Genomic DNA, 12,802 nt, shown 5'->3' on the forward strand with positions numbered 1-12,802 from the left:
GCCCGGATTCGACCCGGCCGGCACGGCGTACCCCGCACGGTCAGGACACCTCCCGGCGCATTGTCCGGACCAGCCCGGCGACCAGCGGAGCGACCAGCCACAGCAGCAGCGACGTGCCGAGCCGGGCCCACTGCCCGCCGGTCACCTCGGCGGAGAACAACGGCGTCATGGTCACCGCCGTGTCCAGCCACTCCGCCGGCTTCCGCAGTGCCGCCACCATCTCCCCGAGCACCGACCAGACCGTCGGCAGGACGAAGTACAGGACGATCGCCAGCGGGGTGCTCCCCAGCAACAGCCCGAAGGCGATCCCGATCAGCACGTTCGCCACCTGGAGGACGGCGGCGTGCCACAGCAGCGCCCCCGGCACCGACCAGGTGCCGGCGCCCCCGGTGAGGTCGGCGACGACCGTGCCGGCGGCGGCGACGGCGATGCTGGCCACCACCGACAGCAGCGCGGCGACCACCACCGCCGCCAGCTTCGCGAGCACCACCCGGTGCCGTGCCGGGACCAGGGCGAACGTGGTGAGCGCGGTCCGCTGCGACCACTCCGAGGTCACCGAGAGGATCCCGAGGACCGGCAGCAGCACCCCGACCGGCAGCAGCGTCGACTCGAAGAAGGGGCGGAACGTCTGCTCCTCGGCGGGAGCCACGAACAGCTGCACCGTGACGATCGCGACGGCGGTGAGGGCGATCACGATCAGCAGCCACAGCCCGGCCCGGGTGTCGGCGAGCTTGCGCAGCTCGACCCCGGTGAGCCGGAGCAGCGACGGACGCCGGTCCCCGGTGCCGGGTCGCTCGTCCAGGGCTGCCGGGCTGGTCAGGGTACCCGCGCTCATGCGGCGACCTCCTGGTGCGACTCGGTGGCGGTCAGGGTGAGGAAGAGCTGTTCCAGGCCGCCGCTGCCGGCCGGGCGCAGCTCGGTGAGGGCGACCCCGGCGTCCGCGGCGGCCTGGCCGACCACCCCTGCCTCGGCCCGGACCAGCAACCCCCCGTCGGTGCTGCTGGTCGCGGTCAGTCCGGCGGTGGCCAGGGCGGTGCGCAGGGCCTGCGGGTCCCGGGCCCGGACCAGGGTGCCGGCCCCGGAGAGCAGCTCGTCCTTGCCGCCCTGGGCGACGACCCGGCCGCCGCCGATCACCACCAGCCGGTCCGCGACCGCCTCCACCTCCCGCAGCAGGTGCGAGGAGAGGAGCACCGTGCCGCCCCGGTCGGCGAAGTCGCGCAGCAGGCCGCGCATCCAGAAGATGCCCTCCGGATCCAGGCCGTTGGCCGGTTCGTCGAGGACGAGGATCCGGGGATCGCCGAGCAGCGCGTGCGCCAGCCCGAGGCGTTGCCGCATCCCCAACGAGTACGCCCGGATCCGGCGCTTCGCCGCGGCCGGGCCCAGCCCGACCCGCTCCAGCGTCGTCGGGACACGCGTCGGGTCGACGCCCATCGTCCGGGCCGCGACGGTCAGGGCCTCCCGCCCGGTCCGTCCGGCGTGCTGCGCCGAGGCGTCGAGCAGGACGCCGATCCGCCGCCCCGGGTTGGGCAGCCGCCGGTAGGGCACCCCGTCGACCGTCGCGCTGCCCGACGTCGGCAGGGTGAGACCGCAGATCATCCGCATGGTGGTGGACTTGCCCGCCCCGTTCGGGCCGAGGAAGCCGGTGACCGTGCCCGGTGCGCAGCGGAACGACACGTCGTCCACGGCGGCGTGCCGGCCGTACCGTTTGGTGAGGTTCTCCACGGTGATCATGGGAGGAGCCTGCCCGCGCCACCCGGCTGTCCGCTGCGGCCGGGAGTGCACCGCCGCCGATACCTTGGTCGACGGAGAGGTCTCGACTTTGGTCGGTGCCGCAGCTGCGGTGACGCTCCGTAGCATGGGGTCATGTCCAGCACGGCCGTCGTCCCGGACCATCCGTGGTTGCTGCCCGGGGCGCTGACGTCCGCCCCCGGGGCGGTGCGGCGGCACCCCCGGCGGACGACCCGCGACTGGCTGGTGGACGTCCTCTGCTGCCTGATCTCCCTGGGCTGGGTGCTGCTGGCGACCGCGGACGCCCTCGCCGCGCGCCCGGAGTTCGCGACGCCGCTGCCGTACCGGTGGATGGTGCCGGCGGACGCGGTGCTCGGCCTGGCCGTCACCGGCCTGCTCTGGGTGCGCCGCCGCTGGCCGGTCGGGCTGGCGGTGGTGACCCTGCCGCTGACCTTCTTCTCGCTGGCCGGGGCCGTGCCCCTGCTGATCGTCTACTTCACGGTGGTCGTGCACCGCCGCACCGCCGTCGCGCTGACGTTCACCGCGGTCGGGATGGGGCCCAACCTGGTCTTCAGCCACCTGCGTCCCGACCCGCACCTGTCGTACTGGCAGACGACCGCGTGGGGCGTGGCGATCAGTCTCACGGTGCTCGCCTGGGGGATGTTCGTCCGGGCCCGCCGGCAGCTGGTGGTGTCGCTGCGGGAGCGGGCCGAGCGGGCCGAGGCCGAGCAGCAGCTCCGGGTGACGCAGGCCCGACAGGTGGAGCGCACCCGCATCGCCCGGGAGATGCACGACGTGCTCGCGCACCGGATCTCCCTGCTCAGCCTGCACGCCGGAGCACTCGAGTACCGGCCGGACGCGCCGACCGAGGAGGTCGTCCGGGCCGCCGGTGTGATCCGCAGCAGCGCACACGCCGCGCTCCAGGACCTCCGCGAGGTCATCGGGGTGCTGCGCGCCGAGCCATGCGACGTGGAGCCGGAGCGCCCGCAGCCCACCCTCGGCGACGTGCCGGCGCTGGTCGACGAGTCCCGCACCGCCGGGGTCCGGGTCGACCTGCGCGACCGGGTCGACCGGGCCGGGGAGGTCCCGCCCGCGGTGGGACGCAGCGCGTACCGGATCGTGCAGGAGGGGTTGACCAACGCCCGCAAGCACGCTCCGGGAGCCGCGATCAGCGTCGACCTCGCCGGTGGCCCGGGGGAGGGGCTCACCGTCGAGATCCGTAACCGCTGGCCGCTGGGGGAACGCCCCGACCCGCAGATCCCCGGCACGGGAACCGGACTGGTCGGCATCGCCGAGCGGGTCCACCTCGCCGGTGGGCGGCTGACCCACGGCCGGGACACCTCCGGCGACTTCCGGTTGGCGGCGTGGCTGCCGTGGCAGCCGGCATGAGCGGCGGAGCCGACGACCCGCGCCCGGTACGCGTCCTCGTCGTGGACGACGACCCGTTGGTCCGGGCCGGGCTGTCGATGATCCTCGGCGGGGCACCGGACCTGCGGGTGGTCGGCGAGGCCGGCGACGGCGGTGAGGTGCCCGCCGCCGTCGACGCGTACGCCCCGGACGTCGTGCTGATGGACATCCGGATGCCCCGGCTCGACGGGCTGGCCGCCACCGAGGCGCTGCGGTCGCGTCCCGAACCGCCGGAGGTGCTGGTGCTGACCACCTTCGACGCCGACGACCAGGTGCTGCGGGCGCTGCGCGCGGGGGCGGGCGGCTTCCTGCTCAAGGACACCCCGCCCGCCGAGATCGTGCAGGCGGTGCGCCGGGTCGCGGCGGGCGAGGCGACCCTCTCGCCGACCGTCACCCGCCGGCTGATCGCGCACGTCACCGCCACCGCGTCGCCCCAGGCCCGGCGGGATCCGCGCCGGGAACGGGCGCAGCGCCTGCTCGCCGGCCTGAGCGAGCGGGAACGCGAGGTCGCCGTCGCGCTCGGCCGGGGGTGCACCAACGCGGAGATCTCCGCCGAGCTGTTCATGAGCGTGGCGACGGTGAAGGCGTACGTCTCCCGGCTGCTGGCGAAGCTGGAGCTGAACAACCGGGTCCAGGTGGCCCTGCTCGTCCACGACGCCGAACTGGTCTGAACCGGCCGGCGGCGGTAACGTCCAGCACGGGGCGACGGGGGGGGTGGCATGGCGCGCGGCGGGATCTTCTGCCTGGAGGGTCAGTGGCACCGTGACCTGCACGAACGCGGGTCGGTGCTGCCGACGCTGGAGCTGCTGGAGCGGCTCGGGCGGATCCGGTTCATCCACAAGGACGCCGCCACGCCCGACGAGCTGAACTACTTCCTCGACCGCTGGCTGCTCAAGCAGTACGCCGACTACCGGGTCGGCTTCTTCGCCATGCACGGTGAGCCGAGCCGGCTCTGCCTCACCGACTGGCACTCGGTGGAGCTGAGCGACGTCGCGGAGCGGATGGCCGGCCGGTGCGCCGGGAAGCGGCTCTACTTCGGCAGCTGCTCGGTGCTGCGCGCCTCCAACTCCGCGATGCGGGACTTCCTGTCGGTCACCGGGGCGGCGCTGGTCTGCGGGTTCACCCGGGAGGTCGACTGGGTGGAGTCGGCGGCGTTCGAGACCGTCCTGCTCGACGTCCTCGCCAACGGCCACCGGCACAATGCCGCCGAGCTGCGGATGGGATCGGCGCACTGGGCGCCGCTCGCGTCGTACCTGGGCTTCCGGGTGATCTACGCCAACGGCCGGGAGTGGCGGCCGGCGGCCCGTCCCCGGGTGCCCGCCCAGCCGGCCCGTGACAGCGCCGGTGCCCACCCCCAGTGAGGCCATCCTCACCTGCGGCTCGGCGCCTCCGCTCGCCGGCTGGCAACCGCGTACGCGGCCAGGAACACCGCCGCGCCGATCCAGACCAGGCAGTACGCCCCGAAAGCGCCCAGGGTTACCGACTCGTGCAGGCCGAAGTAACCGATGACGAACTGGATCGTCGGCAGCAGGAACTGGAGCATGCCCATGACGGTCAGCGGCGTGCGCACCGCGGCGAACCCGAACAGCGCCAGCGGCAGGGCGGTGACCAGGCCGGTACTGGCGAGCAGCACGTCGTGCGTCAGGTCCCCGCCACCGAAGTGACCCCGGCCCGTCCATTCCAGCACGGTGAGGTACCCCGCCGCCGGTAGCGCCAGCGTCGCGGTCTCCACGGCGAGCCCTCGCCAGGTCGGCATGCTGGCCTTCTTACGGAGCAGGCCGTAGAAACCGAAGGTCACGGCCAGGCCGAGCGCGATCCACGGCGGTCGTCCCGAGTCCACCGCCAGCCAGAGCACGCCCGCGCCGGCCAGCCCGATCGCCGTCCACTGCACGCCGGACAGGCGCTCCCGCAGCAACAGCAGACCGAGCATCGCGCTGAGCAACGGGGTGATGTAGTAGCCCAGCGCCGCCTCGATGACGTGCTCGCTGTTGACCGCCCAGATGTACAGCCCCCAGTTCACGCCGACGAAGCCGCCGGCGGCCATCAGCATGCCCAACCGGCGCCGGTCGCGCAGGAGGTCGGGCACCCACCGCCAGTCCCGCAGCACCGTCAGCAGGAGCGCGACCAGCACCAGCGACCAGATGACCCGGTGGGCCAGGATCTCCACCGGAGGTGCCGGCTCCAGCAGCGGCCAGTACAGGGTGAGCAGGCCCCACATGGTGTAGGCGCTCACCCCGGCCAGCACCCCGATGCCCTGGCGGTGGTCGCCGGGCCCGGACCCGGCCGTCGGCGTCGGCGTGGCCTCGGTCGTCGGTGCCTGGTGCGTCATCGGTCACTGCCGACCGGCCGGGGCCGGCGTCTTCCCCACTGACGTATCCACATCCGCAGGTCGTGTGAGGGGCCGCGGTCGCGCGTGCGGTAGGTGTCACCGCGCTGGGGCTGCGGCGTCGAGGGCAACTCGACACCCGCCTCCAGCCGCTCCAGCCGGCCGACCAGCCGGTGGATCGCCAGTTTCTCGGCCCGGCAGTACAGGTGCTCCGCGAGTTCCCCGCCGTGCACCGGCGGGCGTACCACCTCGATCAGCGCGCCGGTGTCCACCCCGGCGTTGACGTGGTGGATGGTCACCCCCGTCTTGTCCGGCTCGTCGTGGTAGAGCGCGAAGAAGACGCAGTGGTTGCCCTTGTAGTCGGGCAGGTAGCCGCCGTGCACGTTGACGATGCGGTCGCCCGCCGCCGCCAGCACGGCCTTGCCCAGGATCGAGCAGCCGATCACCACCGTGACGTCGGGACGCGCGTCGGCGAGTCCGGCGGCCACCTCCGGCGCGTTGATCGACGAGACGAGGAGGGAGTTGTCGGCGTCGGCGTACAACGGTGGGTAATGCCGGAAGTACTCGCGCCGGTAGCGGTCCTTGCCGGTCAGCGAACGGCGGATGTCGTGGTAGCGGGCGTAGAGGTAGTCGCGGTAGCGCCGTCGGCTCCACAGCCGGGCGGTCTTCGCCGAGCCCGGTTCCACGGCGGCGAACACCACGTCGAACCGGGTCCGCAACATCGACTCCAGGTAGCGGTGGTGATGGTCGTCCGCGCGCAGCACAGCGACCCGTAGGGAAGGCACGATGCTCTCCGTTTCCGTTCTGCGGTCGGTCCGGTTCACCGTCGCGCCGTCACCGGCCGGGCCGGGCCGCCGAAACCTCGTGCGGGTCCACCACCGTCACGGTGATCGCGGACCGGCCGGACTCCGCGGCAGTGGCCGCGTCCGCTGCCGTCTCGCCCAACGCCAGCACGTGGCCGACCCGGTCGCGGAACGAGTGGTGGCGCTGTCGCCGCTCGCCGACGGTCGCCGTGCAGACCACGTCCACCACGCCGGGAACCTCCCAGGCCCGGTCCAGTCCGGTCACGCCGCCGATCTCCCCGCTCTCCGGCAGGGTCAGGAACCGGATGGAGGCGTGGTGGTGGGGTCGCGGGTCCGGTGGGGCGGTGGTACGACGCGTGGCGTGCAGGATCGTCGCGGCGATCATGTCGTGGCCGGTGGCCAGGCGGACCAGGTGCGGGATCATCCCGCCGGCCAGCCGTGGGTTGACCTCCATGATGACCGGCCCACGTTCGGCCAGGCGGAGTTCGACGTGCGCGGGCCCGGACCGCAGCCCCAGCGCCTCGACGGCGCGGCGCGCCGTCTCCGCGACCCGCGCCGAGTCGGACCGGTCCAGGCAAGCGGGAAAGTCGTGCCCGACCTCGACGAAGAAGGGCTCGTCCCCCACGTGCTTGGCGGTGATGCCGTACACCGTGCCGTCGAGCATCTCGACGGAGTATTCCGGGCCGGTGACGCGCTCCTCGACGAGGATCCGGGGTTCGATCGGCAGGCCGCGCTCGTTGTGCCGTACGTCGAGGAGCTTGCGCGCCCACGCCTCGACCTCCGCCGGGCTGCCGCACGCGCGGACGCCCTCGGAACCGGAGCCGAAGCAGGGTTTGACCACCACGTCGCCGCCGAGTTGTTCGGCGGCCTCGACGGCCCGGTCGACGTCGACGCACTCGGCGAAGCGCACCGCACCGGGCTGATCGGCCAGCGCGCGGCGCTGGGCGCCCTTGTCCCGGCAGCGCCGCACCGCGTCCGGGTCGGGTGCCGGCAGGCCGAGATGTCCGGCCAGTCGGCTGGCCGCCAGCACGAAGTACTCGCTGCTGGACAGCACCGCGCCGATCGACGCGCGGCCGGCGAGCGCGGCGCAGGCCACCTCCAGCGCCTTCGCGTCACCCGTGTCGACCTGAACGCACTCCACCCCGTCGGCCGCGACGTACGGGTACCGCGCTGGATCGGCGGCGAGCAGTACCGGCGTCAGGCCGAGTGCCCGCCCCGTGCTGGCGAACAGTCGGCCCGTGCCGGTGGTGTTGCTCTCCACGAGTACCAGCCAGGGTCGGGACGCCTTCGTGGTCATGCCGTCCACCCCGGTCGATCCCTGCGAGCCGCCCGGACCGTGTGACGAACTGCCGTTGCGGCTCCGGCCGCCGCGTTCGCCGAAACTGGTTTCCACACTCTTGTCGTTCCCCGTGGCTGTGGCGTGTCTGGTGTGTTGAACACCGATGTGACGATCGGTCGACCTCCGGATGTGGATTCGAGCGGCCCGGCCGCTCCGAATTCACGTCTGCCCACAGTAGAGGTCTCGCATGCTACAACCGCTCCGGTTGGCGAGTCAAAGCGCGACTTCGTGCCGGGGAATTCACGTTCGTGCAATTGGCGAATAGCGCTTGTGTTCCCGGTGCCGGTCAACTCCGGACCTCCGCGCACTCGCCCAGCCGGGCACGGACCGCTTCCCGCAGCGCCGCCTCGGCGCGGGCCAGGTCGTCGAGCTGTTCGACGTGCCACCTCCGGTGCGCCAGCCAGCGGTCGGCGGCGCTCTCCGCCACCGTGGTGAAGTCGCCCGGTCCGCCCCCGTGGCGCTGCCCCGCGACGATCTCCGCGGGATCCAGGCTGGTCAGGTCCAGCCCGTCCAGCCAGCCCGGCGGACCGAACTTCGCCAGGTCGGTGGAGCCGGCGGCGACCGCGCGACGCACCGCGTCGCCGACCATGTGGTGCGCGGAACGGAACGGAACGCCACTGCTCACCAGCCGGTTCGCCAGCCACGTGGCGGCGGTGAAGCCGTTCTCGACCCGGTCCCGCATCCGATGGCCGACCGGTCGGGCGCCGCTGACCAACACCTGGCCGAGCAGGACGGCGTCCTCCACCGCGTCCAGGCCCGGCCAGCCGCACCCGACCGCTTCGGTGCCGACCTCGATCGAATTCGTGAACGGGGCACTCTTCGTCACCGCGGCCATCGCGGTCCAGGCCCCGACGGATACACCGGCCTTCGCCTTGACATGCTCCAACAGAAACGCGTTCCGTTTCTGTGGCATGGCCGAACTGCCCCCGACCAGCCGGTCCGGAAACGTCACGAAGCCGAACTCCTCGGTGCTCCACAGTTGCAGATCCGTGGCGAGCCGGCTCAGGGTCACGGAAAGGCCGGCAGCTGCCGCCAGTATTCGCAGCAGCGCGTCCCGGCTGGCGACGGCGTCCAGCGCGTGCCGGGGCCCGGTGGCGAAACCGAGCAGCCGGGCGGTGCGGCCGGTGTCGATGGGCAGGTCGGTGCCGGCCACCGCCCCCGCGCCGAGGGGACAGGTCTCCAGTCCGCCGGCGGCGGCGTGCAGGGCGGTGACGTCCCGACCGACGGCCTCGGCCACGCCCAGCAGGTAGTAGCCGTAGGTGATCGGCATCGCGGCCTGGAAGTGGGTGTGGACGGGCATCACGACGTCGCGGTGGGCACGGGCCCGCGCGAGGAGGACACCTTCCAACCGGACCGCTTCCTCGCTGAGGCGCAGCACCCGGTCCCGCAGCCGCATACTGGTGATCGTCGCCTTGAGGTCGTTGCGTGAGCGGCCGGTGTGCAGCACGCCCCCGACATCCGCCCCGAGCCGTTCGATGAGGTAGCTCTCGTACATCAGGTACAGCCCACGCGGCGCGGGCCGCCCGGCCAACGCCCGGTACCGGTCACTCGCCAACTCGTCGATGCACCGCAGCAGCGTGGCGGCGAGGTCACCGGCGATGATCCCGCGCTCGGCCAGCATCACCAGGTGGGCCCGGTCCACCCGGACCATCAGGTCCAGCTCCGCCTCGAACTGCGCGGCGGAGAACTCGCCGTACACCACCCGCTGACTACGCCTGCCGAGCTGTCCGGCGAGCCGGCCCGTCCCGCTCACCGCACACCCGCCAGCCCGCCGATCGACGAGATGACCTCGTCGTGTGTCCGCCGGCCCCATTCGTAGGCCGACCATTCGCCGTACGGGGTGCGCGGGTCGTCCAGGAACACCGGCACGCCCGGGACCGCCCGGTCCAGGTGGCCGGCCGCGCGTAGCCAGGTGTCGTCGTACACGGTGTCCTGGTACCGGTAGCCGTCGTCGGGGAGCATGACCACGGTGCGGGAGTCCGGGTTGGACGTCGACCACCAGTGGGCGACGTGGAAGGCGGCACCGCTCGTCGGTCCCTTGAACATCGCGAACCGTTGGTGCAGTCGGCGGGTCGCCTGGTAGGCCAGCGCCTCGGAGCACCAGTGGACGCTGTCGAACACCTGATGGTCGAGGTTCTGCGGCATGAGGCTGTTGCCGAGGCCCCGCAGCCCCCGATGTCCGTCCGGCTGGCCGAAGAGCACGCTGTACGGAGTGTCCACCCCGATCGCCCGGCAGTGCGGCAGCAGCGACCGGAGGGAGCCGACGGTGCCGCACATCGAACCGCCCGATCCCACCGGCCCCACCACGCAGTCGATCTGGCCCAGGCTCTCCGCCAGCAGTTCCGCGACCAGCGCATAGGAGCCGGGGTTGTCCGGGTTCGAGTACTGGCGGGGGCAGAAGCTGTCCGGATTCTCGGCCTGGATCTCGGCGAGTCGGGCCAGCCGCGCTCCCTGGTAGCCGCCGACCGGGGCCTTCTCACGGACCCGTTCGACGACCGCACCGAGGTCGGTGAGGCGTCGGTAGAGGCGATCGTCGATGGCGGGGTCGCTCACGAGGACCAGGCGACGGCCGAGCCGGGCCGCCTGCATGGCCAGGGCCAGACCGAAGGTGCCCGAGGTGGTCTCGACGATGAGCGTGTCCGGTCCGATCTCGCCCGTCTGGGCCGCCTTGCGCAGGATGTACCGCGCCGGGATCAACTTCATCAACGTGAAGGAGGCCGCGTAGAGATTCGGCGTCAACTGGATCAGCTTGGGGATCTCTTCGGCGGCGGTCACCTCGTCGAAGGGTGCACGAATCGCCATCAGCAGCGAACCTCCTCGCGTACGGGGGCCGGTGCGGTGCGCCAGACGGTGGTCACCGGCAGCCCCATGTCCTCGACCGCCGACACGCACCGTTCCGCGTCCTCGGACGCACCGGGACGCGTGGCGTCGAACATGAGCCCTGCCACGGTGCCGCTGTGCGCCACCTGTACGCCGCAGCCCCCGTGTCGGTGGCACAGGTCCACCAGGTCGTCGAGTGCCGGCTTCGGCAGGAACCGTTGGTTGATCCGGGCGCTGGCGGTGCTGACCCGGCCCAACAGCGCGGCGTCGCCGCTGACGACGGCTCGTCGCAGGGCGGCCCGCAGCACGCCGAAGGCGGCGACCTCGCGATCGTGGTACTCGGCCACCCGCTGCTGGAGGGTGTCCACGCCACCGCTGCGCGGATCCGTGTCGCAGCCGACCACCACCAGTGGCGGTAGCGCGGCGCCGAGCGTCTCGAGGACCACACCCTCGCGGTGCCCGAACAGGACCACCGCGTCGTCGAACATGACCGAATCGGCCGCCTTCTCCGCCAGCACCGCGAGCCGGGCGATCGTCCGCTGTGGCAGCACGACGTCGTGGTAGTCGGCCACCGCTCTGATGGTGGCTGTCACGTCGCTGGTCGACGAGCCCATGCCGACTCCGTGCGGGATGTTGCTCACGATCTCGACCACGCCCCCGGCCGGCGCCAGGGGTTCACCGGCCAACTCCCGCAGGGTCAACTCGGCGGCCCGTCGTGCCTTGATCAGCTTGGGATCGGTGACGGTCACCCCGCTCGTGTCGCAGGGGCGGAAGCAGGCCCGGGTGCCGTACTGGGGATGGGTCAGGGTGACCAGTGCGCGTTGTGGTCGGCCACCCGCGCAGTCGAACATGCCCTGGAGCAGTTCGCCGTGGTGCGCCGGCGCGTTCCCGATCCCCACCCGGCGTGGCTCGGGGCGGCGGGCCAGTGCGGGGACTACCGCGAAGCGGCGTTGTGCTTGATTGACTGTGGTCAATTCAATACTCCCTACTTCGGGCACCGTTGCGCGGAAAGGGAAACGGCCTGCTGCTGCGGTGCGTGGGGCGGAGCGCATGGTGGTGCGTGGGCATGCGCGTGTCGCCGCTTCTTGCAATTTGCCCCACACGTCAGGCGTCGTCCGGCGGCGGTCGGCGCCATCGGCCCGCGGGTGTCGGGTGGAGGGTTTGCGCAGGTGGTGGACGTGGGCCCGACTGTTCGCGCGGCCGTGGTGGGTCAGGGGTCAACGCATCGGCAGGGCCTGTGGAGTGCGCGTATGGCGTGATCCGGGGGCGTCGCCCCCCGCCGGACCGCGGACTTTTCGCACATGCTGTGGTGTCCCCCGTGGCTTTTCGGCAGCGCGTCCTGTGGAGCGGCCCCGCTCCGATGGAAAGACTGCATTAAGCCATCAAGATTGTCAATACCTGGGGGATTGGTGATTGGTGTGAGGAATTGCGCTCCGGTGGGTTCGGGCCGGCGCCGGGTGTGATTGATCGGATGGCAACATAACGTAGCGGGCAACCCGCTTCTGATAAGTTTCCGAATGAGTTCCCCGACGGGCGGCCGGCGCGCTGAGATCAGTAGGCGACGGTGAACCGGGTGTTCAGGTGGCGGGGGTTCTCGATCTCGTCGACCACGGCCACCGCCAGATCCTCGTACGACAGCACGGACCGGCCCTGGGCGTCGGTGACCGGATGGTCGCCGCCGGTGCGGTAGTGCCCGGTGCGCTCGCCCGGGTGGAACTCCAACGGCGGTGGTGAGACATAGGTCCAGGGCACGCCGTCGGCCGAGGACCGGTAGCAGTCCAGCGCCTCGGCCTGCCCCAGCGCCGGGTCCCGGTACCGCTCGGGGAAGTCCGGCGCGTCGAGGAACCGGGTGCCGTCCGGGGCGAGCAGGGTCGCCCCGCCGCCCAGGTGGATGATCCGGGGCGGGTCGGGCAGTTCGCGTAGCGTCGTCACCAGCGTGCGGGCCGCGTCCGCCCAGAGCGTCCGTTCGCCGCCGCCGACCGCGACGACCAGCACGTCCGCCTCCGGCGCGAGTTCCCGTACGCTCCGCGCGGAGGTGACGTCGCCGGTCACCACCCGGACGCCCGCAGGCAGGTACGAGGTGGCCTCCGGCCGCCGCACCGCGGCGGTGACCCGGTGCCCCCGGTCGAACGCCTCGGCGGTGACCCGGGAACCCGCGGTGCCTCCGGCACCGAACACGACGATGCTGCTCATGACCGCCTCCCGGTCCGACGGACTGGTCCGTCTCCAGGCTAGGGAGCGATCGGTCGGCCGGGCGGCGGAACGGCGATCCCCGGCCCACCGGCCGGCCCTGCCCGGTCCCGCAGCCCCACCCGGTCCCGCGAGCCAGCGCGCTCCCACGGTCCTGCCCGGTCCTGCGGGCCGGCGCGTTCCTGCGGT

Annotated in this window: 12 protein-coding genes; 3 read left to right on the forward strand and 9 right to left on the reverse strand. The window is 72.4% G+C overall.

Annotated features, from left to right (window positions below; translation table 11 throughout):
• Window positions 1-40 precede the first annotated feature (40 nt).
• Complete coding sequence (locus tag IGA62_RS18345) at window positions 41-835, reverse strand: ABC transporter permease (protein ID WP_232624686.1); 795 nt, start codon at window positions 833-835, stop codon at window positions 41-43.
• Window positions 832-1,731: an ABC transporter ATP-binding protein gene (locus IGA62_RS18350; protein WP_145819604.1), complete on the reverse strand. Its 900-nt coding sequence runs from the start codon at window positions 1,729-1,731 to the stop codon at window positions 832-834. The genes IGA62_RS18345 and IGA62_RS18350 overlap by 4 nt, the downstream gene beginning before the upstream one ends.
• Window positions 1,732-1,863: 132 nt before the next feature.
• On the opposite strand from IGA62_RS18350, the gene IGA62_RS30970 reads away from it, so the two are divergent.
• The 3 genes from IGA62_RS30970 to IGA62_RS18365 are packed head-to-tail and all read left to right on the forward strand — an operon-like array spanning window position 1,864 to window position 4,496.
• The gene (locus IGA62_RS30970; RefSeq protein ID WP_145819603.1) at window positions 1,864-3,117 is read left to right on the forward strand and encodes a sensor histidine kinase; all 1,254 of its coding nucleotides are present in this window, start codon (window positions 1,864-1,866) and stop codon (window positions 3,115-3,117) included.
• Window positions 3,114-3,806 (forward strand): response regulator, encoded by a 693-nt coding sequence (locus IGA62_RS18360; protein ID WP_145822150.1) that lies wholly within the window; start codon window positions 3,114-3,116, stop codon window positions 3,804-3,806. Before IGA62_RS30970 ends, IGA62_RS18360 begins: the two co-directional genes overlap by 4 nt.
• 48 nt (window positions 3,807-3,854) lie before the next feature.
• On the forward strand, window positions 3,855-4,496 hold the full coding sequence (locus IGA62_RS18365) for a DUF6642 family protein (RefSeq protein ID WP_145819602.1): 642 nt from the start codon (window positions 3,855-3,857) through the stop codon (window positions 4,494-4,496).
• Between the two features lie 8 nt (window positions 4,497-4,504).
• Here the strand turns inward: IGA62_RS18365 and rarD are convergent, their stop codons facing one another.
• From rarD to IGA62_RS18400, 7 genes are all read right to left on the reverse strand, one after another.
• Window positions 4,505-5,464, reverse strand: a complete 960-nt coding sequence (rarD, locus tag IGA62_RS18370; RefSeq protein ID WP_145819601.1) for an EamA family transporter RarD — start codon at window positions 5,462-5,464, stop codon at window positions 4,505-4,507.
• Window positions 5,461-6,246, reverse strand: coding sequence for a formyl transferase (locus IGA62_RS18375; protein ID WP_145819600.1), 786 nt, complete (start codon window positions 6,244-6,246; stop codon window positions 5,461-5,463). The genes rarD and IGA62_RS18375 overlap by 4 nt, the downstream gene beginning before the upstream one ends.
• A gap of 49 nt (window positions 6,247-6,295) precedes the next feature.
• Window positions 6,296-7,561 carry an ATP-grasp domain-containing protein gene (locus tag IGA62_RS18380; RefSeq protein WP_145819599.1) on the reverse strand — a complete coding sequence of 422 codons (1,266 nt, stop codon included), beginning with the start codon at window positions 7,559-7,561 and terminating at the stop codon, window positions 6,296-6,298.
• A 328-nt stretch (window positions 7,562-7,889) separates the two neighbouring features.
• Entirely contained in the window at window positions 7,890-9,356 is a 1,467-nt protein-coding gene (argH, locus tag IGA62_RS18385) for an argininosuccinate lyase (RefSeq protein WP_186500018.1), read from the reverse strand.
• Entirely contained in the window at window positions 9,353-10,405 is a 1,053-nt protein-coding gene (locus IGA62_RS18390; protein WP_145819597.1) for a pyridoxal-phosphate dependent enzyme, read from the reverse strand. The genes argH and IGA62_RS18390 overlap by 4 nt, the downstream gene beginning before the upstream one ends.
• Window positions 10,405-11,322 (reverse strand): GHMP family kinase ATP-binding protein, encoded by a 918-nt coding sequence (locus IGA62_RS18395; RefSeq protein ID WP_198501081.1) that lies wholly within the window; start codon window positions 11,320-11,322, stop codon window positions 10,405-10,407. The genes IGA62_RS18390 and IGA62_RS18395 overlap by 1 nt, the downstream gene beginning before the upstream one ends.
• A gap of 652 nt (window positions 11,323-11,974) precedes the next feature.
• Entirely contained in the window at window positions 11,975-12,616 is a 642-nt protein-coding gene (locus IGA62_RS18400) for an NAD(P)-dependent oxidoreductase (protein WP_145819596.1), read from the reverse strand.
• Window positions 12,617-12,802 lie beyond the last annotated feature (186 nt).

Origin of the sequence: Micromonospora sagamiensis (assembly GCF_014680085.1) — a bacterium.
GTDB lineage: Bacteria > Actinomycetota > Actinomycetes > Mycobacteriales > Micromonosporaceae > Micromonospora > Micromonospora inyonensis.

What these genes read in the sequence shown, in the direction of transcription:
- IGA62_RS18345 (WP_232624686.1), bottom strand. Translation starts at nt 835, where the DNA reads ATGAGCGCGGGTACCCTGACCAGCCCGGCAGCCCTGGACGAGCGACCC.
- IGA62_RS18350 (WP_145819604.1), bottom strand. Translation starts at nt 1,731, where the DNA reads ATGATCACCGTGGAGAACCTCACCAAACGGTACGGCCGGCACGCCGCC.
- IGA62_RS30970 (WP_145819603.1), top strand. Translation starts at nt 1,864, where the DNA reads ATGTCCAGCACGGCCGTCGTCCCGGACCATCCGTGGTTGCTGCCCGGG.
- IGA62_RS18360 (WP_145822150.1), top strand. Translation starts at nt 3,114, where the DNA reads ATGAGCGGCGGAGCCGACGACCCGCGCCCGGTACGCGTCCTCGTCGTG.
- IGA62_RS18365 (WP_145819602.1), top strand. Translation starts at nt 3,855, where the DNA reads ATGGCGCGCGGCGGGATCTTCTGCCTGGAGGGTCAGTGGCACCGTGAC.
- rarD (WP_145819601.1), bottom strand. Translation starts at nt 5,464, where the DNA reads ATGACGCACCAGGCACCGACGACCGAGGCCACGCCGACGCCGACGGCC.
- IGA62_RS18380 (WP_145819599.1), bottom strand. Translation starts at nt 7,561, where the DNA reads ATGACCACGAAGGCGTCCCGACCCTGGCTGGTACTCGTGGAGAGCAAC.
- IGA62_RS18390 (WP_145819597.1), bottom strand. Translation starts at nt 10,405, where the DNA reads ATGGCGATTCGTGCACCCTTCGACGAGGTGACCGCCGCCGAAGAGATC.
- IGA62_RS18400 (WP_145819596.1), bottom strand. Translation starts at nt 12,616, where the DNA reads ATGAGCAGCATCGTCGTGTTCGGTGCCGGAGGCACCGCGGGTTCCCGG.